This is a genomic window from Streptomyces sp. NPDC005706 (genome assembly GCF_040631045.1).
Lineage (GTDB): Bacteria > Actinomycetota > Actinomycetes > Streptomycetales > Streptomycetaceae > Streptomyces.
On record NZ_JBEXYS010000026.1, the window covers coordinates 77,264 to 101,137 of the forward strand.

The following is a 23,874-nucleotide window of genomic DNA, read 5'->3' on the forward strand; positions in this document are numbered from 1 at the left end:
CCGCCGGGCCGGTGCCCGCGGCTCAGGCCGAGGTGTCCACGTAGTGGCGGCAGACCGGTTCCAGGTAGTCGACGTGCGGTCCTTCCAGCCCGTCCAGACCGGCGGGCGGGCGGACCAGTTTGATCCGGTCGAACTCGGGCTCACGGCCCTCGCCCGTCTCCGTGCTCACCAGCCGCGCGTACCGCTCACGCAGTTCGTGGCCGGGGCACGGCGGGGCGAGGAACAGGGCGCCGACGCCGCCTCCCGCTCCCCGGGTGGTCAGCCACAGGGTCAGGGCCTCGGCGGGCGTGTCGGAGCCGGTCTCCTCGGACAGCTCGCGGGCCGCGTGCCGGCGCAGCCCGTCGACATTCAGCTCGGCTCCCTCGTCCGGTGGTTCGACGGTCCCGCCGGGGAGCTGCCAGCGGCCCGGCGCCGAGGTCGAGGCGGCCATCCGCCCCACCATCAGGCGCCCGTCGCCGGACGGCTGCACCACGGAGACGAACAGGGAGGAGCAGACCGGCGCGTCCGGTACCCCGCGCAGCGCGCGGTACCGGTAGGTGGCCCGGGCCCACGACAGCACCAGACCGTCCCGCCCGTCCCGCTCCAGGCCCGTCAGCGCGGCCACCGGACCGTCGAAAAGCGCCGGGTTGGCCCGCACCGCCTCCTCCCACCGGCGGTCCATGGCCGACCGGTGCGCCGGTGACAGTCCGGGCGCGGCGGTCTCGACGAGCCGGATGCGCGGGGCGTCCAGCAGTTCCACCCGGCCGGCCCGTGTCACAGCGCCGCCAGCGGATCGTCCAGCACCGGCTGCCAGGCCAGCTCGGCCGCGCCGACCAGGCTGTTGTGGTCCAGGGTGCAGGCCAGGACGGGGACGCCGCCGCTCTGTCCCCACAGACTGCGGTCGGCGACCACCGCGCGCAGGCGTCCGGGGTCGGCGTCGAGCAGGGTGCGGTGCAGGCCGCCGAGGATGATGCGGTCGGGGTTGAGGATGTTGACCAGGCCGGCCAGGCCCAGTCCGAGGCGGTCGATCAGGGCCTCGGCGGCGGTGCGCACGGCCGGGTCGGTGTACTGGTCGCGCAGCATGTCGTTGGCCTGCTGGAGCAGGGAGACCTCGGGGCCCGGATCGCGGCCCGCCTCGACGAGCAGGGCCAGCGGGTCCGTCTCGACGTCGAGGCAGCCGCGGCTGCCGCAGTGGCAGGGGCGGCCCTCCGGGTTGACGGTGAGGTGCCCGACCTCCAGGGCGAGCCCAGAACTCCCGGTGTGCAGACGGCCGTCGAGGACCAGGGCGCCGCCCACGCCCCGGTGCCCGGTGGCCACGCACAGCAGGTCCCGGGCCCCCCGGCCGGCGCCGTGCCGGTGCTCGGCGAGCGCGGCGAGGTTGACGTCGTTGGCCGCGAAGGCGGGGCCGGTGATGCCGGCGGCGCGCACGCACTCCGCGAAGATCCGGCGGACCGGTGCGCCCGCCGGCCAGGCCAGGTGGAGCGGGTTGAGGGCCAGGCCGTCGGGTTGGGCGACGGCGGAGGGCACGGCGAGGCCGGCGCCCACGCAGCGGCGGCCGGTGGTGCGCAGGAGTTCGGCGCCCGCCTCGACGACCGAGCCGAGTACCTTCGCGGGGTCCGCGTCGACGGTCTCGCAGCCGGGCGCGGTCGCCACGATCCTCCCGCCGAGACCCACCAGCGCGGCCCGGAAACCGTCGGCGTGGACCTGCGCGGCGAGGACCACCGGGCCGTCCTCGGCGACCTCGAGACGGTGCGAGGGGCGCCCCTGGGAACCGGCGGCCGCGCCCGGCCGGGCGTTCACCCGGATCAGCCCGAGCGCCTCCAGTTCGGCCGCCACCGCCCCGGCGGTCGCCCGGGTGACCCCGAGTTCGGCGGTGAGCACGGCCCGGGTCGGCGCCCGTCCGGTGTGCACGAGTTCCAGCGCGGGTCCGAGCGCACCGCGCCCCCGGTCCAGCCGCGCCCTGGAGGTGGTCCCTTCCCCCGCCTTACGGGGGTCCGCCTTGCCGGTCATGAGGGGAGTCTCCCATGATCCGCAGCCCTCGTGGCCTGCTCCGGATCTACAGCCCGCTGACCCGCAGGGTGATGTTCAACCGCCCGATCAGCCCCAGTTCCGGCGGCGCCGTTCCCGGGCGTACCCGCGGTACCCCGTGGAAGGCGAGGCGGGACGGGCCGCCGAACACGAACAGGTCGCCGCTGCGCAGCTCGACGTCCGTGTACGGCCTGGTGCGGGTCTCGGTGTTGCCGAACCGGAAGACGCAGGTGTCGCCCAGGCTCAGCGAGACCACCGGCGCGTCCGACCGCTCGTCGCTGTCCCGGTGCATGCCCATGCGGGCGTCGCCGTCGTAGAAGTTGATCAGCGCGATGTCGTACGGCTCGGCCGGGAGCGCCCGCGGGCCGAGCGCGTCGGTCACGGCGCTCCGGGCCAGTTCGTCCAGCCAGGCCGGGAACGGCTTCACGGGCGCGCCGTCGCCGTCGACGGCGGTGGGGGCGTAGCCGTACGGGTACCAGTGCCGGCCCAGGCAGACCTGCCGGGCGCTCATCGTGCCGCCGCCGGGCGTGCGGACGGTGCGCAGGCCGGCCGGGGGCCGGGCCCACTCGCGGCAGGCGGTCAGCAGCGCGCGCCGGCGCTCGGCGGGCAGCCAGCCGGGGACGTGCACGGCGCCCGGCGCGACCCGCGCCGGCTCCCTGGCGAACAGTTCGGCATCCGTGCCATCCATGCCTCCCATCCTGCCCGAACGGTCGTGAGCTGCGGCTCGGCTAGCCTGGAGCGCGATGAACGACCGTATGACGACGCCATGGGGCGAGTTCGAGCTGTCCCGCTTCCCCGAGGATCCCCGCGACCCGCTGCGCGCCTGGGACGCCTCCGACGCGTACCTGCTGCGGCACCTGGCCGAGGAGGAGGTGCCGCTGACGGGCACGGTCGTGGTGGTCGGCGACCGCTGGGGCGCGCTGGTCACGGCGCTCGCCCGGCACCGGCCGACGCAGATCACCGACTCCTTCCTCAGCCAGGAGGCGACCCGGGCGAACCTGGCCCGGGCGGGCGTCGAACCCGGTGCCGTGCGGCTGCTGACCACCCAGGATCCGCCGCCGGACCGAGTGGACGTGCTGCTCGTCCGGGTGCCGAAGAGCCTGGCCCTGCTGGAGGACCAGTTGCTGCGGCTCGCACCCGCCGTGCACGCGGGCACGGTGGTGGTCGGCACCGGGATGGTGAAGGAGATCCACACCTCCACGCTGAGCCTGTTCGAGCGCATCCTCGGGCCGACCCGGACCTCGCTGGCCCGGCAGAAGGCCCGGCTGATCCTCTGCTCCCCGGACCCCGCCCTGGAGCGGCCCGCCAACCCGTGGCCGTACGGCTACGACCTTCCCGAGGACGTCGGGGCTGTCTCCGGGCGCCCGGTCGTCAACCACGCGGGGGTCTTCTGCGCCGACCGGCTCGACATCGGCACCCGCTTCTTCCTGCGGCACCTGCCGGCCGGGCCGGGCACCGGCCGGGTGGCCGACCTCGGCTGCGGCAACGGCGTGGTCGGTACGGCGATGGCGCTGGCCGACCCGGAGGCCGAAGTGCTGTTCGTGGACGAGTCGTTCCAGGCCGTGGCCTCCGCCGAGGCGACGTACAGGGCCAACGGGGTCCCCGGGCACGCGGAGTTCCGGGTCGGCGACGGGCTGGCGGGGGTGGCGGCCGGCAGTGTGGACCTCGTGCTGAACAATCCGCCGTTCCACTCCCACCAGGCGACCACCGACGCGACGGCCTGGCGGATGTTCACCGGGGCGAAGCGGGCGCTGCGTCCCGGCGGCGAGCTGTGGGTGATCGGCAACCGGCATCTCGGCTACCACCTCAAGCTGAAGCGGCTGTTCGGCAACAGCAGGCTGGTGGCGAGCGACCCGAAGTTCGTGGTGCTGAAAGCGGTCAAGCGGGGCTGACCGCCTGGTCCGCGGGGGGCGCGGTCCGGCCGCGGACCAGGACTCCGATGATCCGGGCCACCTCCCGGGCCATCGCGTCCCTGCCGACGTGGAGGTACTTCCGGGAGTCGACGGCCTCCGGGTTGGCGGCCAGGAAGTCCCTGATCGCGCCGGTCATGGCCGCGTTGAGCGCGGTGCCGACGTTGACCTTGGCGATGCCGCCCGCGACCGCGGCCACCAGGCCGTCGTCCGGCACGCCGGAGGAGCCGTGCAGGACCAGGGGTACCGGCAGCGCGGCGGACAGCCGCCCGAGCAGGGCGTGGTCCAGGGCCGCGGTGCGGGTGGTCATGGCGTGGGCGCTGCCGATGGCCACGGCGAGCGCGTCGACCCCGGTGCCGGTGACGAAGTCGCCCGCCTGGGCGGGGTCGGTGCGCGCACCGGGTGCGTGGGCGTCCAGCGGGCCCCGGCCGTCCTTGCCGCCGATCTGCCCCAGTTCGGCCTCGATCCACAGGTGCCGGGAGTGCGCCCAGTCGGCGGCCGCCCGGGTCGCGGCGAGGTTGTCGGCGTAGGGCAGGTGGGCGGCGTCGTACATCACCGAGCCGAACCCCGCGCCGGGCGCCTGGCGCAGCAGTTCGTCGCTTCGGACGTGGTCGAGGTGCAGCGCGACGGGGACGTCGGCGCGTTCGGCGGCGGCGACGGCGGCGCGGGCCAGCGGCAGAAGGCGCCCGTAGCGGAACTTCACGGCGTTCTCGCTGACCTGGAGGATCACGGGGGCGCCGGTGGACTCGGCGCCCGCGATGACGGCCTCGACGTGTTCCAGGGTGATGATGTTGAAGGCGGCGACGGCGGAGCGGGTCCCGGCGGCGCGGGTGACCAGCTCGCCGGTGGTGGCGAGGGGCACGGCTTGTCTCCCTTCCGGGGCGGGGGTCAGGAGGCGAGGATCACCGAACGGGTGAGGTGGCGCGGACGGTCGGGGTCGAGACCCCGGCGGGCGGCGACGGCCACCGCGAGGCGCTGGACGCGGACCAGTTCGGCGAGCGGGTCGAGCGTGCCCGCGATCCACGCCCCGCCCGTGCCGCGCACCTGTTCGGCGAGGCCGGCCGGTGCCTCGCCGAGCATCCAGGTGGCGGTGCCCCCGGTGGTGACGCTGATGGGCCCGTGCCGGTACTCCATCGCCGGGTAGGCCTCGGTCCAGGACAGCGAGGCCTCCCGCATCTTCAGGCCGGCCTCGTTCGCGAGGCCCACGGTCCAGCCGCGGCCCAGGAACGTGAACTGCGTGCTGTCGGCCAGGCCTTCGGGCAGCGGGGCCGTCAGGGCCGTGCGGGCGTCGGCGACGACGTCCGCGGTGTGCAGGCCGAGGTGGGCGCGCAGCAGGGTGAGAGCGGTGGTGGCGAACCGGGTCTGGACGACGGAGCGTTCGTCGGCGAAGTCCAGCACGACGAGGTCGTCGGCGGCCGACATCACCGGGGTGGCGGGGTCGGCGGTGATCGCCGTCGTCCTGGTGCCGCCCCTCAACCGCGCGAGCAGTTCCAGCACTTCGGTGGTGGTGCCGGAGCGGGTCAGGGCGACGACCCGGTCGTAGGACCGTCCCGGCGGGAACTCGGAGGCGGCGAAGGCGTCCGTCTCCCCCTGCCCGGCGGCCTCGCGCAGGGCGGCCACCGCCTGCGCCATGAAGTACGAGGTCCCGCATCCGACGATCGCCACCCGCTCGCCCGGCGCCGGCAGCGCCCCGCCGTGCCGCCCCGTCTCCTCGGCCGCGCGTATCCAGCACTCGGGCTGGCTGTTCAGCTCGTCCTCGACATGGCTCATGCCACACCCTCCCCTTGCTGATTGTTCTTGCAAGATATAGCGGCCTTTCGAGCACAATCAAGCATTCGGACCGAGGGTGAGGTGCGCTAGGGTCGCCGGGGGTACGGAGAACGGAGGCCGCGGATGTCCCGGGACGCCCGCTGGAAGGCGCTGCTGGAACTGCTCGTGGAGCGCGGCCGGCTGGAGGTCGAGGAGGCCGCGGCCGAGCTGCAGGTGTCGGCGGCCACGATCCGCCGGGACCTCGACCAGCTCGCCGAGCAGCAGATGCTGGTCCGCACCCGGGGCGGGGCGGTGGTGCACGGGGTGTCGTACGAGCTGCCGTTGCGCTACAAGACGGCCCGCCGCGCCTCCGAGAAGCAGCGGATCGCCAAGGCGGTGGCGGATCTCGTGGCGCCGGGCGAGGCGGTGGGGCTGACCGGCGGCACGACCACCACGGAGGTGGCCCGCGCGCTCGCCGTGCGCGGCGATCTGGGCACCGGCTCGCCCGCCCTGACCGTGGTCACCAACGCGCTGAACATCGCCAACGAGCTGGCGGTGCGGCCCCAGTTCAAGATCGTGGTGACCGGCGGGGTCGCGCGTCCGCAGTCGTACGAGCTCATCGGCCCGCTCGCGGACGGGGTGCTGGGCCAGATCACGCTCGACGTGGCGGTGCTCGGCGTGGTCGCGTTCGACGTCACGCACGGCGCGGCGGCGCACGACGAGGCGGAGGCCGCGATCAACCGGCTGTTGTGCGAACGCGCCGAGCGGGTGGTGGTGGCCGCCGACTCCAGCAAGCTGGGCCGGCGGGCCTTCGCCCGGATCTGCGCGGCGGAGCAGGTGGACACGCTCGTCACGGACACGGCGGTCGCCCAGGACACCGTGCACCGCTTCGAGGAGGCGGGTATCCGGGTCCTGGCGGTGTGACGCCCCGGTGCCGGGGCGCGCCGGACCACGCGTCGCCCACCGGACGCGGCCGGCGGCCCCGGGCTCAGTAGCCGCTGCGGTCGGCCTTCACGAATCCGGCGCCTCGTTGGTCGTTGCAGCCGGACACCGCCCGCCCCTCCGGGTCCGGCCAGGACTGCCGGGCCTGCAGCGCCACGCTGACCAGGGTCAGCAGCAGATCGACGTCGCTGGCCGCGTCGAGCCGTAGGGTGACCCACGGGGAGCCCGGCACGATGCGGACCGCGCCCGAGGCCTTCAGATCCTTGGCGAACCGCTGGATGGCCCGGCCGGTCAGCCGCAGGTCGACGTCCCGGCCGGAGTGGAAGTGAACGATCTCACCCTCGGCCGAGTCGACCGCCTCGCCCGTGCCACAGCTCGGGACGGCTCGTCTCAGGTCCGGCCAGGTCGCCAATTGCGCGAGCGCGCGCGAGGCCAACGTCATGAGGCCATCATGACTTGCTCACCCCTCGGCAACCAGCCGGTGCGCAAGCATTAACCGACCTGTATCCGCTCCGGTTTGCGGGGTCCGGACGCCCGCGCGCACACGGGCCACCCCTCAACTCGGCATGTCCCGCCGTAATGGGATGCGTCCGGACCGGCAAGTCAACGCAGCTCAGCGGCACTTCATGGTCCGCCCCCCAACCCACCGGGCCGTGCGGTCCCCGGCCCGCGCCGGGCGCGAAGGCCGCGCGTGCCGCGAGCAGGGCGCATCGTCACCGTCGGAGCCCGCGGCCGGCGCCGGTCCCTGCCCCGCCGGACACATGCCCGAGGCAACCGTCGGCTCTTGCATCCGCTCGGCGCCCGCCCGTAGCCTGCATTTGTGCCGCAAATAAACAAAACCCGAACGCACAGCGTCGTGCCGGGTCACGGGCTCACGCGTCTCCGCGCCGCGATCACGGCCTTCTTCGCCCTGGACGGCTTCATCTTCGCCGGGTGGGTCGTCCGCATCCCCGACATCAAGGAACAGACGCACGCCTCCGCCGGCACCCTCGGGCTCGCCCTGCTCGGGGTCTCCGCGGGGGCCGTCCTCACCATGACCATGACCGGCCGGTTGTGCCGGCGTCACGGGAGCCACCCGGTGACCGTGGTGTGCATGACCGTGCTCGCCCTGAGCGTCGCGCTGCCGCCGCTCACTCACTCCGCCCCGGCGCTGGGTGCCGTCCTGCTGCTCTTCGGGGCGGCCTACGGCGGGGTCAACGTGGCGTTCAACAGCGCCGCCGTCGACCTGGTGGCCGCTCTGCGCAGACCGATCATGCCCAGTTTCCACGCGGCGTTCAGCCTCGGCGGGATGATCGGCGCCGGCCTCGGCGGACTGGTGGCCGGCACCCTCTCCCCCACCCGGCATCTGCTGGGCATCACCCTGCTCGGACTGCTGGTCACCGCCGTCGCCGGGCGCACCCTGCTGCGGCACGAGGCGCCGGTGCCGCCGGAGCGCGGGAACCCGGAACCCGGGAGTGGCGCGCGGCGGCCGGACGGCAGGACACGCGTCGTGGTCGTCGTCCTCGGGCTGATCGCCCTGTGCACCGCCTACGGCGAGGGCGCCATGGCCGACTGGGGCGCCCTGCACCTCCAGCAGGACCTCGCGGCGTCCGCCGGCACGGCGGCCGCCGGCTACTCGCTCTTCGCGCTCTCCATGACCGTCGGGCGCCTGACCGGGACGGCCCTGCTGGAACGCCTCGGGCGGGCCCGTACCGTGGTCGCCGGCGGCACCACGGCGGCCGCCGGCATGCTGCTCGGCTCGCTCGCGCCCTCCGTCTGGGCGGCTCTGCTCGGCTTCGCCGTCACCGGTCTCGGTCTCGCCAACCTCTTCCCGGTCGCGGTGGAACGGGCCGGCGCGCTGGCCGGCCCGTCCGGTGTGGCGATCGCCTCCACCCTGGGCTACGGCGGCATGCTCCTCGGGCCGCCCGCGATCGGCTTCATGGCCGAGTGGCTCTCCCTGCCCGCCGCACTGACCAGTGTGGCCGCCCTGGCCGCCGTCGCCGCGGCCATCGGGGCGACGACACGGCGCAAGCTGAGCGGCTGAGCCCGGCGGCGCCGGGTGGACGCCGGGGCGCGCGGGCGCCGTTCGCCCCGCCCCAGGGGGCCGCGGGCAGGGAAAACCGGTTCCTTCGAGCGCGCTCCATCCGGCAGACTCGCCGCCATGGAGACTGCCGAGTTCCTGGATGCGCTGGACCGGGAGGGCCGGCTGCTGGCCGCGGCCGCCGAGTCGGCGGGCACGGACGCCAAGGTGCCGACGTGCCCGGAGTGGCAGGTGCGGGACCTGCTGCGGCACACGGGCACCGTGCACCGTTGGGCCGCCGCGGTCGTCGCCGACGGGCACACCGCCCCGCGCCCCCTCCCCGACGGCCCGGACCTGGACGGGGCCGAGCTGGTGGCCTGGTACCGGGACAGCCACCGCCGGCTGGTCGAGACGCTGGCCGGCGCTCCGGCCGACCTGGACTGCTGGACCTTCCATCCGGCGCCGAATCCGTCGCCGCTGACGTTCTGGACCCGCCGGCAGGCTCACGAGACGGCCGTCCACCGGTACGACGCAGAGGCGGCGCGGGGCGGACCGGCGTCCCCGGTGGCCGCCGGATTCGCCGCGGACGGTGTCGACGAACTGCTGCGCGGCTTCCACGCCAGGGCCCGGAGCCGGGTCCGCACCGAGCGGCCGCGCGTGCTGCGGGTGCGTGCGGTGGACGCGGGCCCGGACGCCGTGTGGACCGTACGGCTGTCCGGCCAACCGCCGGTGACCTCACGGGACGCGGACGGAGAGGCGGAGGCCGAGCTGACCGGCACGGCCGAGCAGTTGTACCTGGCGCTGTGGAACCGGGTGCCGGTGCCGGAGGTGACGGGCGACCGCGCGCTCGCCGCGCTGTGGCGGCAGACGTCCGGGATCTGACGTCTCGTCAGCCGGATTCGGCCAGCATACGGCCGAGCACCGCGCGCTGCACCGGCCGCACCTCGTCGTGCAGCGCGCGTCCCTTCGCCGTGAGGGCCACGCGGACTCCGCGCCGGTCCTCCTGGCACATGGCCCGGCACACCAGGCCGTCCTTTTCCAGACGGCCTATCAGGCGGGACAGCGCGCTCTGACTGAGATGGACCCGCTCGGAGATCTCCTGCACGCGGTAGGCGCAGCCGCCGTCCGCCGCCGCACCCTCGGCGAGCACGTCGAGCACCTCGAAGTCACTGGCGCACAGGCCGTGTCCGTGCAGGGCCCGGTCCAGCTCGCACTGGGTGCGGGCATGCAGGGACAGGATGTCCCGCCACTGCTCCACGAGCGCGTGCTCGGCGTTCTTCCCCGTCATGGGCGCACCGTAGCAGAGAATCGCGATTGTTGCATCGTAATTAAATGCGCTTGCATTCGATGCGTGTGCATGTAGTCTCGCCACATGACCTCTCCGCTCACCACCCCCGCCGCCGAGGGACGCTGGACTCCCCGGCTGTGGGGCACCCTGCTGGTGCTGTGCGCCGCGATGTTCCTGGACGCGCTCGACGTGTCCATGGTCGGCGTCGCGCTGCCGTCCATCGGCGCCGATCTCCATCTGTCCACGTCGACGCTGCAATGGATCGTCAGCGGCTACATCCTGGGGTACGGCGGGCTGCTCCTGCTCGGCGGCCGCACCGCCGACCTGCTGGGCCGGCGCCGGGTGTTCCTGGTGGCGCTCGGCGTCTTCGCGCTGGCCTCGCTGCTCGGCGGGCTGGTGGACTCCGGTCCGCTGCTGATCGCCAGCCGCTTCGTCAAGGGGCTGAGCGCGGCCTTCACGGCACCGGCGGGCCTGTCCATCATCACCACGACGTTCCCCCAGGGGCCGCTGCGCAACCGCGCGCTCTCCATCTACACCACCTGCGCCGCCACCGGGTTCTCCATGGGCCTGGTCCTCTCCGGCCTCCTCACGGAGGCCAGCTGGCGCCTCACCATGCTGCTGCCCGCGCCGATCGCGGTGATCGCCCTCCTCGCCGGCCTCCGGCTGCTGCCCCGCAGCGCCCGCGAGGAGAACCACGGCGGCTACGACATCCCGGGCGCCGTCCTCGGCACCGCGTCGATGCTGCTGCTGGTCTTCACCGTGGTCCAGGCACCGGAGGCCGGCTGGGCCTCGGCCCGCACGCTGCTGTCCTTCCTGGCCGTCGCCGTCCTGCTGACCGCGTTCGTCCTCGTCGAGCGGCGCTCGACGAGCCCGCTGATCAGGCTCGGTGTGCTGCGCTCGGGCAGCCAGGTCCGGGCCCAGCTCGGCGCGGTGGCCTTCTTCGGCTCCTACGTCGGCTTCCAGTTCCTGACGACCCTCTACATGCAGTCCCTGCTCGGCTGGTCGGCGCTGCACACGGCGCTCGCCTTCCTGCCCGCGGGCGCGCTGGTGGCGGTCTCCTCGACGAAGGTCGGCGCGATCGTCGACCGGTTCGGCACCCCGCGGCTGATCGCTACCGGCTTCGCCCTGATGGTCGCCGGGTACGCGCTGTTCCTGCGGGTCGACCTGGACCCGGTGTACGCGGCCGTGATCCTGCCGTCGATGCTGCTGATCGGCGCGGCCTGCGCGCTGGTCTTCCCCTCGCTCAACATCCAGGCCACCAACGGTGTCGAGGACCACGAGCAGGGCATGGTCTCCGGGCTGCTCAACACCTCGGTGCAGGTGGGCGGCGCGATCTTCCTGGCGGTCGTGACCGCCGTGGTGACCGCGGCCGCACCGGCCGCCCCCACCCCGCAGGGCGTCCTCGACAGCTACCGGCCGGGCTTCATGGTGGTCACCGCGATCGCCGCGGCCGGACTGCTGATGACGCTCACCGGAATGCGCGGCCGCCGGAGCCTGCCGTCGGTCGTCGTCGCCCGGTCCACCGTGGAGGAGGCGCTCGCGGAACGCGTGCCGGTCCGCGACTAGGGGAAGCGCCTCAAGGCGCGCGTCCGGCGGGAGTCGTCTGCCGCCGGACGCGCGCCGACGCGGACCGGGCTCGGACCTCAGCCCAGCCAGCCCGGCCGGACCAGCCCCGACTCATAGGCGAGTACGACGAGTTGGGCGCGGTCACGGGCGCCCAGTTTCACCATGGTGCGGCTCACATGGGTCTTGGCGGTGAGCGGGCTGACCACCAGCCTGCGGGCGATCTCGTCGTTGGACAGGCCGATGCCGACCAGCGCCATCACCTCCCGTTCCCGTTCGGTGAGCCGGGCGAGGCCGCCGGCGGCCGCGGGCTCCTTGGAGCGGGCCGCGAACTCGGCGATGAGGCGGCGGGTGACGCCCGGGGAGAGCAGCGCGTCCCCCTCGACCACCGCGCGCACCGCGCGCAGCAGTTCGTCCGGCTCGGTGTCCTTCACCAGGAAGCCGGAGGCGCCCGAGCGGATCGCCTCGAAGACGTACTCGTCGTGCTCGAAGGTGGTGAGCATGACCACCTTCACCTCGGTCAGCTCCGCGTCCCCGGTGATGCGCCGGGTCGCGGCGAGCCCGTCCAGCAGGGGCATGCGGATGTCCATCAGCACTACGTCGGGCCGCAGTTCGCGTACCCGGCGCAGTGCCTCCGCACCGTCCGCCGCCTCGCCGGCCACCTCGATGTCCGGCTGCGCGTCGAGCAGCGCCCTGAAACCGGCCCGCACGAGCGACTGGTCGTCGGCGAGCAGTACCCGGATCACTGGGCCTCCCCGGTGCGCGAGGGCAGTACGGCGAGCACCCGGAAACCGCCGTCGGGGCGGGGGCCCGCCTCGACGGTGCCACCGAGCGCGGCCGCCCTCTCCCGCATGCCGGCCAGCCCGTTGCCGCTGCCGCCGGCATCGGCTCCGGTGGGCGGTCCGTCGTCGTCCACCCGCAGCCGCAGCTCGCCGCCGTCGTACTCGAAGCGCACCCGGGCCCGCCGGGAGCCGGAGTGCCGTACGACGTTGGTCAGGGCCTCCTGCACGATGCGGAAGGCCGCGAGGTCGGCGCCGGGCGGCAGTCGAGGCGGCTCGCCCTCGACCTCGACGCTCAGGCCGGCGGCCGCCGCCTGTTCGGTCAGTTCCGGAAGCCGGTCCAGGCCCGGGGCGGGGGCGCGCGGGGCGGCGCCCGGGGCCCGGAGGGTGTCGAGGACCTGGCGCACCTCGCCGAGCGCCTCCTTGCTGGCCGCCTTGATGGTGGTGAGCGCCGCGCGGGCCTGCTCGGGATCGTTGTCCAGCAGCGCGAGGCCGGCGCCGGCCTGGACGTTGATGACGGAGATGCTGTGCGCGAGCACGTCGTGCAGTTCGCGGGCGATGCGCAGCCGTTCCGCGTCCGCCCGCCGCTGGGCGGCCTGGGCGCGTTCCGCGCGTTCTCGCGCCCACTGCTCGCGCCGCACCCGCGCCAGTTCGCACACCACGGCGACGGCCAGCACCCAGGTGGTGACGACGATCTCCTGGCCCACGCTCCCCGCGCCGTCGCCGGCGGGTGGAAGCCAGTGGTAGAGCCAGAGCGTGATCAGCGCGTGCCCCGCCCACAGCAGCCCGAGGGCCGCCCAGGCGGCGCGCCGGTGCCCGGCGGCGACGGCGCTGAAGCAGCCGACCACGACGGTCAGGAGAACCGGGCCGTAGGGGTAGCCGGCGCCGGTGTAGAGAAGGACCGCCGTGGCCGTGCCGAAGGCGACGGCGACCGGACGGCGCTGCCGCCACAGCAGCAGTACCGACGCCGCGAGCAGCAGTACGCGCGCGTACCCGTCCAGCGGTACGCGCTGCGGCTGCCCGTGCGCGCCGAAGTTCGTGCCGACGAGGACGAACACGGTGATCAGGGCGGTCGAACGCCACGGCAGCCGGTCATGGTGCGGCTGCGGTTCTCCGGCCCGACCCCACCAGGCGGGCCCGTGCCGCCACCGGTGCGAGGGACCGAGTCCGCGCTGCTCTTCCATGTCCGCCACGCTAGACGCCCACCATGCCCGCAGCCGTCAGCCGGACGTGGTGGTCGCGGCTACTCCCCGGGGAGTACGCGCGACCGCCGACCGGGACACCGGCGGGCCGGGCGGGGTCCGGCGGGCCGGGCGGGGTCCGGCGGGCCGGGCCACCACACATCCGGGCCGGACGGGCACACACCCGGGTCGCACGGGCCGGGCCCGCGCAAGCACCGGTGCACCGGCGCACATCAGGGACCGGCCGTCAGGCCCACGCTTGCGGCGAGTCGCGTCACCGCGTGGCGGAAGAAGGCTTCGCGGTCCTCGATCACCCGGTTGAACTGCCCGAACACCTCGAAGCCGACCAGTCCGAACAGTTCGGCCCAGGCCGCCACCAGGGCAGCCGCCGCCTCGGGGGGCAGGTCGGGCGCGAGGTCGGCCGCCAGCCGTTCGGCCTCGGAGCGCAGTTCGGCGGTCAGGGGCAGCTCGGTGAGGCCGCTGGTGCGGTGCGCGTCGCGGACGATGCCGATGAGCAGCAGTCCGACGCGCGCGGCGGCGGGAACGGTGGTCTGCGGTGCGGCGTAGCCGGGCACCGGTGAGCCGTAGATCAGCGCGTACTCGTGCGGATGGGCGAGGGCCCACACGCGCACCGCCTCGCACACCGCCGTCCACTGCCGCACGGGGTCCGCGTCGGGCGCCGCCGCTCGGGCGGCCTCGGCCGCCGCGCCGAGGGAGTCGTAGGCGTCGATGATCAGCGCGGTCAGCAGGTCGTCCCGGCTGGGGAAGTACCGGTACAGCGCGGAGGAGACCATTCCCAGTTCGCGGGCGACGGCCCGCAGCGAGAGTCTGGCCGCGCCCTCCTGGGCGAGCTGTCTGCGCGCCGCGTCCTTGATGGCCGCGGTCACTTCGATCCTGGCCCGCGCGCGGGCGCCCTGTGCGGTGCTCATGGCAGCAGTGTGCCACGTGGACGGAGCAGTGCACACAAACAAGAGCAGCGAACAAAAAAGAGAGCATCGCTCTTGCTTCGGAGCACCCGCCTGCCCCACACTGGAGTCAACCGAGAGCACTGCTCTCCCGAATCGTGGGGGTCACCATGCCGTCGTCTGCTTCGCCGTACTACCTCAAGGGCAGCCCGCTGAGCGTCCGGCTCAACGGAGTCATCGGCTGGCTCGCGCGGCACGGGATCAGCCTCGCGGGAAGCGCCGAGATGTCCGTGCGCGGCCGCAAGAGCGGGCAGATGCAGCGCATTCCGGTCAACCCGCACAGCTACGAGGGCGCGCGGTACCTCGTCTCGGCGCGCGGCCACTCCCAGTGGGTGCGCAACATGCGGGTCGCCGGCGGCGGTGAGCTGCGGGTGGGGCGCAAGGTCCGCCCGTTCACCGCGCAGGAGCTCCCCGACGCCGAGAAGCTCCCGATCCTGCGGACCTACCTGGAGAAGTGGGGCTGGGAGGTCAACCAGTACTTCCAGGGCGTGACGGCCAAGTCCTCCGACGAGGAGATCCTCGCGACGGCCGGCGACCACCCCGTCTTCCGGATCACCGTCACGGAGTGACGGTGTCCTCCGCGGCGGCGGGGGCCGCGCCCCGGGCCCGGTCGAACGCGCTCAGGGCGCGCTGGGCGAGCGGATGGGAACGGACCAGCTCGCCCAGGGACGTCGAGCCCTGCGTGATCTCCTTGAACGCCTTCCACGCGGGACGGAAGCCGGTGAGCACCGCGTGGAAGACGCCGGGGCGGCGCTCGAACGCGGCCAGCATCCGCTTGCCGACGCTCATCTCGATGCCGAGCCCCGCCTTGATCGCGAACGCGTAGTTCAGCGCCTGGCGCCGGGTGTCCACGGCGTCGTGCGCCTCGGCGATCCGGACCGCCCACTCCCCGGCCAGCCGGCCCGAGCGCAGCGCGAAGGAGATGCCCTCCCGGGTCCACGGCTCCAGCAGCCCCGCCGCGTCACCGCAGACCAGCACCCGGCCGCGGGAGAGTGGCGAGTCGTCGGCGCGGCAGCGCGTCAGGTGCCCGGAGGAGATGCTCGGCTCGAAGCCGGCCAGTCCGAGCCGGGCGATGAAGTCCTCCAGGTACCGCTTGGTGACGGCGCCCTCGCCGCGTGCCGAGATCACACCGACCGTCAGTGTGTCGCCCTTGGGGAAGACCCAGCCGTAACTGCCCGGCATGGGGCCCCAGTCGATGAGCACGCGCCCCTTCCAGTCCTCGGCGACCGTCTCCGGGACCGGGATCTCCGCCTCCAGGCCGAGGTCGACCTGGTCCAGCTTCACGCCGACGTGCGCGCCTATGCGGCTGGCGCTGCCGTCTGCGCCGACGACCGCGCGGGCCAGCACGGTCTCGCCGCCCTGCAGCACCACGGCGACGGTGCGCCGGTCGGGCACCGTCGAGCCGTGCTGCTCGACCCGCTGGACGGCGACGCCGGTGCGCAGCTCGGCGCCCGCCTTCTGGGCGTGCTCGACGAGCTGCTGGTCGAACTCGGGCCGGTTGATCAGCCCGAACAGCATCTGCCGGGAGCGGCGGGTGCGGGTGAAGCGGCCGTTGTGGGAGAAGGTCACCGCGTGCACGCGGTCCTGGAACGGCAGCTCGAAGCCGGGCGGCAGCGCGTCACGGGACGGGCCGATGATGCCGCCGCCGCACGTCTTGTAGCGCGGCAGCTCGGCTTTCTCCAGCAACAGCACGCGCCGCCCCGCGACCGCCGCCGCGTAGGCCGCCGAGGCCCCCGCGGGTCCCGCGCCCACCACGACGACGTCCCATACCCGCTGCACGTCGTCCGCCGAAGAGTTCTCGCCGCTCACGATGGTCTACTGCTCCGATCAAGCCGCTGCCGCACCTGTCCCCCGCATCCTACGGCGACGATCACGGCGGGCCGCTGTGGGAGGATCGGTGTACTCACCCGGTACAACGTCGCACCCACGAGGAGCGTGCCCATGTCGTCGAATCCGGTCGCCGAGACCGTCGCCTCGCTGCTGCCCAGGGCCAGGGCGGAGCTGGCCGAACTGGTCGCCTTCAAGTCGGTGGCCGACTTCGCGCAGTTCCCGAGGAGCGAGAGCGAGGGCGCCGCGAACTGGATCGCGGACGCGCTGCGCGCCGAGGGATTCGTGGACGTGGCGCTGCTGGACACCCCGGACGGCACGCAGTCGGTGTACGGCTTCCTGCCGGGCCCGGAGGGCGCAAAAACGGTTCTGCTCTACGCCCACTACGACGTCCAGCCGCCGCTGGACGAGGTCGGCTGGACCACCCCGCCGTTCGAGCTGACCGAGCGGAACGGCCGCTGGTACGGCCGCGGCAGCGCCGACTGCAAGGGCGGCGTGATCATGCACCTGCTCGCGCTGCGCGCGCTGAAGGCCAACGGCGGCGTCCCGGTGAACGTCAAGGTGATCGTCGAGGGCTCGGAGGAGCAGGGCACGGGCGGTCTTGAGCGGTACGCCGAGCAGCACCCCGAGCTGCTGCGCGCGGACACGATCGTGATCGGCGACGCCGGCAACTTCCGGGTCGGCCTGCCCACGGTCACCACCACCCTGCGCGGCATGACCATGGTCCGGGTCCAGGTCGACACCCTCGCCGGCAACCTGCACTCGGGCCAGTTCGGCGGCGCCGCCCCGGACGCGCTCGGCGCGCTGATCCGGGTCCTGGACTCGCTGCGCGCCGAGGACGGCTCGACCACCGTGGACGGGCTCGACTCCAGCGCGCGGTGGGACGGCCTCGAGTACACCGAGGAGCAGTTCCGCGAGGACGCCAGAGTGCTGGACGGCGTGGGCCTGATCGGAGACGGCTCGGTCGCGGACCGCATCTGGGCCCGCCCGGCGGTCACCGTCCTCGGCATCGACTGCCCGCCGGTCGTGGGCGCCACCCCGTCGGTGCAGGCCGGCGCCCGGGCGCTGATCAGCCTGCGGGTGCCGCCGGGCGTGGACGCGGCCGGGGCGACCAAGCTGCTGCAGGCGCACATCGAGGCGCACACCCCGTGGGGCGCCCGGGTCACCACCGAGCAGATCGGCCAGGGCCAGGCCTTCCGCGCCGACACCTCCAGCCCGGCCTACCGGGCGATGGCCGACGCGATGACGGTCGCCTACCCGGGCGAGGCCATGAGCTACGCCGGCCAGGGCGGCTCCATCCCGCTGTGCAACACCCTGGCCGGTCTCTACCCGCAGGCGGAGATCCTGCTGATCGGCCTGAGCGAGCCCGAGGCGCAGATCCACGCGGTCAACGAGAGCGTGTCCCCCGAGGAGCTGGAGCGGCTGTCGGTCGCCGAGGCGCTGTTCCTGTCCAACTACGCGGCGGGCTGAACCCTTCTGCCCGCGGCAGAGCGCCCTCGCCACCGGGCGGGGGCGCCGCCTACGTTCGGCGGATGGACGTGCTCGAACTGCTCCCCCGCCTGCATCTGCTGCGCTTCCCGGTCGGCCAGGCCTATCTCTGGCGCGACGGCGACGAGCTGTCGCTGATCGACGCGGGGGCGATCGGCTCGGGCCGCGCGATCGCCGGAGCGATCACGGCGCTGGGCCCGGGGACGTACGGCGGATCGTGCTGACCCATTTCCACGAGGACCACGCCGGCGGGGCGGGCGAGTTCGCCGCGCTGAGCGGCGCCGAGGTGTGCGCGCATCATCTGGACGCGCCGTTCGTGCTCGGTGAACGCCCGGGTCCGCCCCCGCGGTTCGAGGACTGGGAGCTGCCGGTCCACGCCGAGGCGGCACGGCACCTGCCCGGGGGCGAGCCGCGGCGGCCCCGGCATGTCACGGCGCTGTCCGACGGCGCGGTGCTCGGCTTCGGCGGCGGCGCGCGGGTGCTGCACGTCCCCGGGCACACGGACGGCAGCATCGCCCTCTTCGTACCCGACGAGGGCGTGCTGTTCACGGGCGACACGGTGGCCGCCTCGCCGGTCGACGGATCGGTCATGCCGGGCGTGTTCAACCTCGACCGCCCTCGACTGATGTGATCCCTGCGCCGGTTGGCCGCGCTCGATGCCGAACTGGCGTGCTTCGGGCACGGCGAACCGGTGCTGGGCGGTGCGTCGGCCGCTCTGCGGAGAGCGGCCGACGGCGGACCGTCCACCGGCTGACGGCACGGGTGGCAGGGCGGCGCGGAGCCGTCAGGCCGCCCGGCCCACGACCGGTACGCCGGCCTCCAGGTAGAGGGCGGCCCCCCGTTCCCGGGCCCGCAGCGCCCAGCGCAGCCGTTCGTAGCGCACCGGCGGCAGCATGCCGGCGGCCTCCTGCTCGGTCGCGAAGCGCCAGCCGCGCAGCTCGGGACCCGGCAGCAGCACCCGCGCCGCCTCGGCGGAGTCCAGCGTGCCCCCGTCGAAGAGCAGGCGCAGTCCGCCGTAGCCGGGCGGCACCGGCCGTTCCCAGTCCACGACCAGCAGCCGGGGCACCTCCCGCAGCCGTATCCCGGTCTCCTCGGCCACCTCGCGCATCCCGGCCCGGGCCGGGGCCTCACCGCGCTCGACCACGCCGCCGGGGAACTCCCAGCCCGGTTTGTAGGTGGGGTCGACGAGCAGCACCCGGTCCTGCTCGTCGAAGAGCAGCACACCGGCGGCGAGGGTCTCGGCCGTGGGCTCGGGGGTCTGCACGATGTCGACGGGCGGCACGGCACCGCTGCCCACGGCGTCGGCGATGCGGACGGCGGTCTCGTACGGGGTGAGGCCGCTGGAGTCCACCAGGTGGGCGTCGGCGGTGAGCCAGGAGGCGAGGGCGGCACGGTAGGGCTCGAGGTGGTCGTACGCCCACTGCCGCTGCCGTGTCTCGCCGTCCGGCGGGACGTCGCGCCCGGCGATACGCGCCCGCAGGATCGTTTCGGCCGGGGTGAGCAGCAGATGCCGTACGGGTATCCGGCGTGCGGCGAGACCGCCGAAGATCTCGTCGCGGTACTCCTGGCGCAGCAGGGTCATGGGAACGACGAGCGTGCCGCCCAGCTCCGCGAGCATCGCGGCCGCCGTGTCGATCACGAGCCGGCGCCAGATCGGCAGGTCCTGGAAGTCGCCGACCTCGGCGAGGCGCTTGGGCGGCAGCAGGTGCGGGAGTGCCGCGCCGATGACCTCGGGGTCGAAGAGCGTGCTGTTCGGGATCAGTTCGATCAGTTCCCGTGCGGTCGTTGTCTTCCCCGCACCGAACGCGCCGTTGATCCAGACGACGGTCACGGACTCCCCCTCTTCTGTTGGCCCCCTGTGGCTTGCCCGCTCCACCCTGCCACGGAAACCACGTCCAGTTGAGGGCGCGCATACGCCAGTGCCGGTGCCTCCCGTGAGGGTGACACCGGCACTTTCACCGGGGGTCCGGGGCTACTTCTTGCCCCGCGCGTTCTCCGCGACGGCGAGGGTGGCCTGGCTGACCAGGTGGTCGACGTCGCCGAGGGTGTTGGAGAGCTTGAAGTCGCGGACGGGCTCCTGGTCCGCGGCGTGGGACGGGGTGACGGCGGCCACGACGAATCCGGTGGCGAGGGAGGCGATGGCGAGCATGCTGCGCTTCTTCATGCCCTGATCAACTGCTTGACCCTCCGCGGGGTCACGCGGATGACGCGGATTCGCCCCCGTCGGCCCGGCGGCGGTCCGGCACCGGGGCCGTGAACGCTGCCGGCCGGGCGTTCAGACCCCCGCCGCCGTCGTGTCCGGACGACGGGACAGCGCGGCCGCGGCGGCGCCGACCAGGCCCGCGTCCGTGCCCATCCGGGCCGGGGTGACCGTCAGCCGCTGGACGAAGGAGAGGGTCGCGTAGTCGGTGAGCGCCTTGCGCAGGGGCGTGAAGAGGATGTCGCCGGCCTTGCCGACGCCCCCGCCGATCACGGCGATGTCGATCTCCACCAGGGTCGCGGTGGCCGCGATCCCGGCGGCCAGGGCCTGCGCGGCCCGTTCGAAGGAGGCCACGGCCACCGGATCGCCCGCCCGGGCGGCGGCGGCCACCGCCGCGGCGGAGGTGTCCCCGTCGGGGCCCGGCAGCCAGCCCCGCTCCAGGGCCCGGCGGGCGATGTTGGGGCCGCTGGCGATGCGCTCGACGCAGCCGCGGGCGCCGCACGGGCACGGGTCCCCGTCGAGATCGACGCTGATGTGCCCGATGTGCCCGGCGTTGCCGGTCGGGCCGGGATGCAGCCGGCCGCCCAGCACCAGGCCGCCGCCGACGCCCGTCGAGACGACCATGCACAGCGCGTTGTCGTGGCCGCGGGCGGCGCCCTGCCAGTGCTCCGCCGCGGTGATGGCCACCCCGTCGCCGATCAGCTCCACCGGAAGCCCGCCCGTGGCCGCGCCTACCCGCTCGACCAGCGGGAAGTCACGCCAGCCCGGCACGTTCACCGGGCTCACGGTGCCCGCCGAGGCGTCCACGGGGCCCGCGCTGCCGATGCCGACCGAACCGGTCCGCTCCCACAGAGGGGAGGCGGCGAGATCGCCGAGCACTCCCTCGACGGCCCGCATGACCGTTTCTCCGTCCTGCTGGGCGGGGGTCGCGCGCTGGGCACGGGCCTGGATCCGTCCGTGACCGTCCACCAGCGCGCCGGCGATCTTGGTGCCGCCGATGTCGAGGGCCGCCACGAGGTCGGTGTACATCAGAGTCAGATCTCCCCGTTGATGCTCGAAAACCAAACAGACGCGGGCCGGTCAGGCGGTGGGGGCGCGGGCCGGAGACAGCGGTGAACAGTCTCTCCGCTTCTGACAACGTTGTCCAGGCTCTATGCTCGACGCCACATCCTCATACAAACCATCGAACGCCGCAGCCGCCCTTCCCAGAATTCCACGGACACAGGACAGGACACCGCATCGTGCCCGAGACCACCCGCCGCGCAGACCGCCCCACCGGGAACCGTTACGGCAACCGCCCGACGATGAAGGACGTGGCGGCCCGGGCCGGGGTGGGCCTGAAGACGGTGTCCCGGGTGGTCAACGGCGAGCCCGGCGTCACCCCGGACACCGAGCGCCGGGTGCAGGAGGCGATCGAGGCGCTCGGCTTCCGCCGCAACGACAGCGCGCGGGTGCTGCGCAAGGGCCGGACCGCCAGCATCGGTCTGATCCTGGAGGATCTCGCGGACCCCTTCTACGGCCCCCTCAGCCGTGCGGTCGAGGAGGTGGCCCGCGCCCACGGCGCCCTGCTGATCAACGGCTCCAGCGCCGAGGACCCGGGGCGTGAGCAGGAGCTGGCGCTGGCGCTGTGCGCGCGGCGGGTGGACGGCCTGGTGATCATCCCGGCCGGCGACGACCACCGCTATCTGGAGCCGGAGCTGCGGGCGGGCGTGGCCACCGTGTTCGTGGACCGGCCGGCCGGGAAGATCGACGCCGACGTCGTCCTGTCCGACAACCACGGGGGCGCCCGTGACGGCGTGGCCCACCTGATCGCGCACGGCCACCGCCGGATCGGCTTCATCGGCGACATGCCCCGCATCCACACCGCTGCGGAGCGGCTGCGCGGCTACCGGGCCGCCATGGAGGACGCCGGAATACCCGTCGAGGACGCCTGGATGTCCCTCGGTGCGACGGATCCGGAGCGGGTGCGACGGGCGGCCGAGGAGATGCTCTCCGGCCCCTCCCCCGTCACCGCGATCTTCACCGGCAACAACCGGGTGACGGTCACCGTGATCCGGGTCCTCGCCGGGCGGCCCCGTCCGGTCGCCCTCGTCGGGTTCGACGACATCGAGCTGGCCGACCTGCTCCAGCCGGGTGTGACGGTGGTCGCCCAGGACGCGGCCGCGCTCGGCCGGACCGCCGCCGAGCGCCTCTTCCGCCAGCTCGACGGCACCCTCGTCGCGCCGGAGCGCATCGAGCTGCCGACGCGGCTGATCACCCGCGGCTCCGGCGAGCTGCCGCCCGCCGGCTGAGCCGGGGCGACGCGACACAGCCGGCGCGGCGTCCCGCTACGTGGCGGAGGCCGTGAGGTCGCCGCGGCGGGGCACCGCGAAGCCTTCGAGGTCGGCCCGGGTCAGTCCGCTCAGCCGGGCCACCTCCGCGACGTCCAGGGCCCCGCAGTCCAGACCGCGCAGCAGGTAGCCGCTGAGGGCCTTGGCGGTGGCGGGCTCGTCCATGACGTCGCCCCCGACCCGGTTGGCGTAGCGGGCGAGGCGGCCCGCCGCCTGCTCGAAGCCCTCGCGGTAGAAGGCGAAGACGGCGGCGTAACGGGTCGGGATGTGGCCGGGGTGCATGTCCCAGCCCTGGTAGTAGGCGCGGGCCAGGGCGCGGCGGGTGAGGCCGTAGTGCAGGCGCCAGGCGTCGTGGACCTTCTCGGCCGGACCGACCGGAAGCACGTTGGTGGAGCCGTCCGAGACCCGTACGCCGGTGCCCGCGGCCGCGACCTGCATCACCGCCTTGGCATGGTCGGCGGCGGGGTGGTCGCTCGCCTGGTGGGCGGCGGAGACCCCGAGGCAGGCGCTGTAGTCGAAGGTGCCGTAGTGCAGTCCGGTGGCGCGGCCCCGGGCGGCCTGGATCATGCGGGCGACGGTGGCGGTGCCGTCGGCGGCGAGGATGGACTGGCTGGTCTCGATCTGGATCTCGAAGCCGAGCCGCCCGGCCGGCAGTCCATGGGCCTGCTCGAAGGCCTCCAGCAGACGCGCGAACGCGCCGACCTGCTCGGCGTACGTCACCTTCGGCAGGGTCAGCACGAGTCCGCCGGGAAGTCCGCCGGCCTCCGTCAGGCCGGTGAGGAAGACGTCGAGGGTGCGGATGCCCCGGTCGCGCACCGCGGCCTCCATGCACTTCATGCGGATGCCCATGTACGGGGCCGCCGTGCCGTCGCGGTACGCCTCGGCGATCAGACGGGCCGCGCGCGCGGCGGTCTCGTCCTCCTCGGCGTCCGGGCGGGGGCCGTAGCCGTCCTCGAAGTCGACGCGCAGGTCCTCCACGGGTTCGCGCTCCAGCTTGGCCCGGACGCGGGAGTACACCGGCTCCGCCAGGTCGTCGGAGAGGCCCAGCACCGCGGCGAAGGAGGCGGCGTCGGGGGCGTGTTCGTCGAGCGCCGCCAGGGCCCGGTCGCCCCACGAACGGATGGTGCCGGCGTCGAAGACGTCGCCGGGGACGTACACCGTGTGGACGGGCTGCCGGGTGCCGGGGTCGCCCGGGTAGCGGCGCGCCAGCTCCGCGTCGACCGGCGCGAGGGAGGCGCTGATCTCCTCGCTGACGGCACCCGCGAGGCTCGTGGCCACCTTCTCCTGCTGACCCATCCCACACCCTCCAAGTTTTCCGCTCTACGGAATCAACAATCCGTTGAACGAAGTTATCCGGGGTGCTTCCCGCCGGTCAACACCCGGGGAGGCCGGCCGGCACCGGTCCGGATGTGTCCAGCATGCGCCGAGGCCCCCGTGACCGTGCCGGTCACAGGGGCCTTGTGGAGCGAGGGGGAGGTCAGCCCTTGCGGGCCTTGACCTCGTCGGTGAGCTGCGGGACGACGTCGAAGAGGTCGCCGACCACGCCGTAGTCGACGAGGTCGAAGATCGGGGCCTCGGCGTCCTTGTTGACGGCCACGATCGTCTTCGAGGTCTGCATGCCGGCGCGGTGCTGGATCGCGCCGGAG

Annotated in this window: 23 protein-coding genes and 2 pseudogenes; 9 read left to right on the forward strand and 16 right to left on the reverse strand. The window is 74.0% G+C overall.

All coding sequences use genetic code 11. The features are described 5' to 3' along the window. Positions 1–22: 22 nt before the first annotated feature. From ABZ478_RS30165 to ABZ478_RS30175, 3 genes are read right to left on the reverse strand one after another with little or no spacing between them, the layout of a single operon-like run. The gene (locus tag ABZ478_RS30165) at positions 23–757 is read right to left on the reverse strand and encodes an NUDIX hydrolase (protein WP_359554094.1); all 735 of its coding nucleotides are present in this window, start codon (positions 755–757) and stop codon (positions 23–25) included. After that, positions 754–1,989 carry an ROK family protein gene (locus ABZ478_RS30170; RefSeq protein WP_358929222.1) on the reverse strand — a complete coding sequence of 412 codons (1,236 nt, stop codon included), beginning with the start codon at positions 1,987–1,989 and terminating at the stop codon, positions 754–756. Before ABZ478_RS30170 ends, ABZ478_RS30165 begins: the two co-directional genes overlap by 4 nt. Positions 1,990–2,035: 46 nt before the next feature. Next, positions 2,036–2,695: an alpha-ketoglutarate-dependent dioxygenase AlkB gene (locus tag ABZ478_RS30175; RefSeq protein ID WP_359554096.1), complete on the reverse strand. Its 660-nt coding sequence runs from the start codon at positions 2,693–2,695 to the stop codon at positions 2,036–2,038. 67 nt (positions 2,696–2,762) lie between these two features. Here ABZ478_RS30175 and ABZ478_RS30180 point away from each other — a divergent pair, with 67 nt between their 5' ends. Further along, positions 2,763–3,899 carry a methyltransferase gene (locus tag ABZ478_RS30180; protein ID WP_359554135.1) on the forward strand — a complete coding sequence of 379 codons (1,137 nt, stop codon included), beginning with the start codon at positions 2,763–2,765 and terminating at the stop codon, positions 3,897–3,899. On the opposite strand, the gene ABZ478_RS30185 is transcribed toward ABZ478_RS30180, so the two are convergent. Then, positions 3,886–4,779 carry a class II fructose-bisphosphate aldolase gene (locus tag ABZ478_RS30185; protein ID WP_359554097.1) on the reverse strand — a complete coding sequence of 298 codons (894 nt, stop codon included), beginning with the start codon at positions 4,777–4,779 and terminating at the stop codon, positions 3,886–3,888. The two genes, ABZ478_RS30180 and ABZ478_RS30185, sit on opposite strands and share 14 nt — an antisense overlap. Positions 4,780–4,805: 26 nt before the next feature. Then, complete coding sequence (locus ABZ478_RS30190; RefSeq protein ID WP_359554099.1) at positions 4,806–5,687, reverse strand: SIS domain-containing protein; 882 nt, start codon at positions 5,685–5,687, stop codon at positions 4,806–4,808. Positions 5,688–5,810: 123 nt separating this feature from the next. Between ABZ478_RS30190 and ABZ478_RS30195 the strand changes: the two genes are divergently transcribed. After that, on the forward strand, positions 5,811–6,590 hold the full coding sequence (locus ABZ478_RS30195) for a DeoR/GlpR family DNA-binding transcription regulator (protein ID WP_359554100.1): 780 nt from the start codon (positions 5,811–5,813) through the stop codon (positions 6,588–6,590). A gap of 64 nt (positions 6,591–6,654) precedes the next feature. Here the strand turns inward: ABZ478_RS30195 and ABZ478_RS30200 are convergent, their stop codons facing one another. Further along, entirely contained in the window at positions 6,655–7,050 is a 396-nt protein-coding gene (locus ABZ478_RS30200; RefSeq protein ID WP_359554101.1) for a luciferase family protein, read from the reverse strand. Between the two features lie 414 nt (positions 7,051–7,464). Between ABZ478_RS30200 and ABZ478_RS30205 the strand changes: the two genes are divergently transcribed. Together ABZ478_RS30205 and ABZ478_RS30210 are read left to right on the forward strand one after the other, a co-directional pair. Then, a complete protein-coding gene (locus ABZ478_RS30205; protein ID WP_359554103.1) occupies positions 7,465–8,631 on the forward strand; it encodes an MFS transporter in 1,167 nt (388 codons plus the stop codon). A gap of 117 nt (positions 8,632–8,748) precedes the next feature. Beyond that, entirely contained in the window at positions 8,749–9,489 is a 741-nt protein-coding gene (locus ABZ478_RS30210) for a maleylpyruvate isomerase family mycothiol-dependent enzyme (RefSeq protein ID WP_359554105.1), read from the forward strand. A 7-nt stretch (positions 9,490–9,496) separates the two neighbouring features. Here the strand turns inward: ABZ478_RS30210 and ABZ478_RS30215 are convergent, their stop codons facing one another. Next, positions 9,497–9,895 carry a MarR family transcriptional regulator gene (locus tag ABZ478_RS30215; RefSeq protein ID WP_359554107.1) on the reverse strand — a complete coding sequence of 133 codons (399 nt, stop codon included), beginning with the start codon at positions 9,893–9,895 and terminating at the stop codon, positions 9,497–9,499. A gap of 84 nt (positions 9,896–9,979) precedes the next feature. Here ABZ478_RS30215 and ABZ478_RS30220 point away from each other — a divergent pair, with 84 nt between their 5' ends. Further along, entirely contained in the window at positions 9,980–11,461 is a 1,482-nt protein-coding gene (locus ABZ478_RS30220; RefSeq protein ID WP_359554109.1) for an MFS transporter, read from the forward strand. Positions 11,462–11,538: 77 nt separating this feature from the next. Here ABZ478_RS30220 and ABZ478_RS30225 read toward each other — a convergent pair whose 3' ends face one another. The 3 genes from ABZ478_RS30225 to ABZ478_RS30235 form a co-directional block, all read right to left on the reverse strand. Then, positions 11,539–12,204, reverse strand: coding sequence for a response regulator transcription factor (locus tag ABZ478_RS30225; RefSeq protein ID WP_359554110.1), 666 nt, complete (start codon positions 12,202–12,204; stop codon positions 11,539–11,541). Beyond that, entirely contained in the window at positions 12,201–13,421 is a 1,221-nt protein-coding gene (locus ABZ478_RS30230) for a sensor histidine kinase (RefSeq protein ID WP_359554112.1), read from the reverse strand. The genes ABZ478_RS30225 and ABZ478_RS30230 overlap by 4 nt, the downstream gene beginning before the upstream one ends. 230 nt (positions 13,422–13,651) lie before the next feature. Continuing rightward, entirely contained in the window at positions 13,652–14,347 is a 696-nt protein-coding gene (locus ABZ478_RS30235; protein WP_359554113.1) for a TetR/AcrR family transcriptional regulator, read from the reverse strand. A gap of 146 nt (positions 14,348–14,493) precedes the next feature. Here ABZ478_RS30235 and ABZ478_RS30240 point away from each other — a divergent pair, with 146 nt between their 5' ends. Further along, on the forward strand, positions 14,494–14,952 hold the full coding sequence (locus ABZ478_RS30240) for a nitroreductase family deazaflavin-dependent oxidoreductase (protein WP_359554114.1): 459 nt from the start codon (positions 14,494–14,496) through the stop codon (positions 14,950–14,952). Here the strand turns inward: ABZ478_RS30240 and ABZ478_RS30245 are convergent. Beyond that, complete coding sequence (locus ABZ478_RS30245) at positions 14,942–16,192, reverse strand: geranylgeranyl reductase family protein (protein WP_359554116.1); 1,251 nt, start codon at positions 16,190–16,192, stop codon at positions 14,942–14,944. The two genes, ABZ478_RS30240 and ABZ478_RS30245, sit on opposite strands and share 11 nt — an antisense overlap. A 132-nt stretch (positions 16,193–16,324) precedes the next feature. Here ABZ478_RS30245 and ABZ478_RS30250 point away from each other — a divergent pair, with 132 nt between their 5' ends. Together ABZ478_RS30250 and ABZ478_RS30255 are read left to right on the forward strand one after the other, a co-directional pair. Continuing rightward, the gene (locus ABZ478_RS30250; RefSeq protein WP_359554118.1) at positions 16,325–17,680 is read left to right on the forward strand and encodes a dipeptidase; all 1,356 of its coding nucleotides are present in this window, start codon (positions 16,325–16,327) and stop codon (positions 17,678–17,680) included. Between the two features lie 62 nt (positions 17,681–17,742). Beyond that, positions 17,743–18,452, forward strand: a pseudogene (locus ABZ478_RS30255) (MBL fold metallo-hydrolase). Between the two features lie 30 nt (positions 18,453–18,482). Here ABZ478_RS30255 and ABZ478_RS30260 read toward each other — a convergent pair. The 3 genes from ABZ478_RS30260 to ABZ478_RS30270 form a co-directional block, all read right to left on the reverse strand. Next, positions 18,483–19,529 (reverse strand): NUDIX domain-containing protein, encoded by a 1,047-nt coding sequence (locus tag ABZ478_RS30260; protein WP_359554120.1) that lies wholly within the window; start codon positions 19,527–19,529, stop codon positions 18,483–18,485. A 141-nt stretch (positions 19,530–19,670) separates the two neighbouring features. Continuing rightward, on the reverse strand, positions 19,671–19,862 hold the full coding sequence (locus ABZ478_RS30265; protein ID WP_359554122.1) for a hypothetical protein: 192 nt from the start codon (positions 19,860–19,862) through the stop codon (positions 19,671–19,673). Between the two features lie 111 nt (positions 19,863–19,973). Beyond that, positions 19,974–20,927, reverse strand: a complete 954-nt coding sequence (locus ABZ478_RS30270) for an ROK family protein (RefSeq protein WP_359554125.1) — start codon at positions 20,925–20,927, stop codon at positions 19,974–19,976. Between the two features lie 212 nt (positions 20,928–21,139). Between ABZ478_RS30270 and ABZ478_RS30275 the strand changes: the two genes are divergently transcribed. After that, positions 21,140–22,189 carry a LacI family DNA-binding transcriptional regulator gene (locus ABZ478_RS30275; RefSeq protein WP_359554128.1) on the forward strand — a complete coding sequence of 350 codons (1,050 nt, stop codon included), beginning with the start codon at positions 21,140–21,142 and terminating at the stop codon, positions 22,187–22,189. Between the two features lie 36 nt (positions 22,190–22,225). Here the strand turns inward: ABZ478_RS30275 and ABZ478_RS30280 are convergent, their stop codons facing one another. Both ABZ478_RS30280 and ABZ478_RS30285 read right to left on the reverse strand, forming a co-directional pair. After that, entirely contained in the window at positions 22,226–23,524 is a 1,299-nt protein-coding gene (locus tag ABZ478_RS30280) for an aldolase (protein ID WP_359554130.1), read from the reverse strand. A gap of 181 nt (positions 23,525–23,705) precedes the next feature. Then, positions 23,706–23,874: pseudogene (locus tag ABZ478_RS30285) on the reverse strand (electron transfer flavoprotein subunit alpha/FixB family protein); the annotation flags it as partial.

Coding starts and splice junctions, on each gene's coding strand:
- ABZ478_RS30170 (WP_358929222.1), bottom strand. CDS start 1,989: ATGACCGGCAAGGCGGACCCCCGTAAGGCGGGGGAAGGGACCACCTCC.
- ABZ478_RS30175 (WP_359554096.1), bottom strand. CDS start 2,695: ATGGATGGCACGGATGCCGAACTGTTCGCCAGGGAGCCGGCGCGGGTC.
- ABZ478_RS30180 (WP_359554135.1), top strand. CDS start 2,763: ATGACGACGCCATGGGGCGAGTTCGAGCTGTCCCGCTTCCCCGAGGAT.
- ABZ478_RS30190 (WP_359554099.1), bottom strand. CDS start 5,687: ATGAGCCATGTCGAGGACGAGCTGAACAGCCAGCCCGAGTGCTGGATA.
- ABZ478_RS30195 (WP_359554100.1), top strand. CDS start 5,811: ATGTCCCGGGACGCCCGCTGGAAGGCGCTGCTGGAACTGCTCGTGGAG.
- ABZ478_RS30200 (WP_359554101.1), bottom strand. CDS start 7,050: ATGACGTTGGCCTCGCGCGCGCTCGCGCAATTGGCGACCTGGCCGGAC.
- ABZ478_RS30210 (WP_359554105.1), top strand. CDS start 8,749: ATGGAGACTGCCGAGTTCCTGGATGCGCTGGACCGGGAGGGCCGGCTG.
- ABZ478_RS30215 (WP_359554107.1), bottom strand. CDS start 9,895: ATGACGGGGAAGAACGCCGAGCACGCGCTCGTGGAGCAGTGGCGGGAC.
- ABZ478_RS30220 (WP_359554109.1), top strand. CDS start 9,980: ATGACCTCTCCGCTCACCACCCCCGCCGCCGAGGGACGCTGGACTCCC.
- ABZ478_RS30230 (WP_359554112.1), bottom strand. CDS start 13,421: ATGGAAGAGCAGCGCGGACTCGGTCCCTCGCACCGGTGGCGGCACGGG.
- ABZ478_RS30235 (WP_359554113.1), bottom strand. CDS start 14,347: ATGAGCACCGCACAGGGCGCCCGCGCGCGGGCCAGGATCGAAGTGACC.
- ABZ478_RS30240 (WP_359554114.1), top strand. CDS start 14,494: ATGCCGTCGTCTGCTTCGCCGTACTACCTCAAGGGCAGCCCGCTGAGC.
- ABZ478_RS30250 (WP_359554118.1), top strand. CDS start 16,325: ATGTCGTCGAATCCGGTCGCCGAGACCGTCGCCTCGCTGCTGCCCAGG.
- ABZ478_RS30265 (WP_359554122.1), bottom strand. CDS start 19,862: ATGAAGAAGCGCAGCATGCTCGCCATCGCCTCCCTCGCCACCGGATTC.
- ABZ478_RS30270 (WP_359554125.1), bottom strand. CDS start 20,927: ATGTACACCGACCTCGTGGCGGCCCTCGACATCGGCGGCACCAAGATC.
- ABZ478_RS30280 (WP_359554130.1), bottom strand. CDS start 23,524: ATGGGTCAGCAGGAGAAGGTGGCCACGAGCCTCGCGGGTGCCGTCAGC.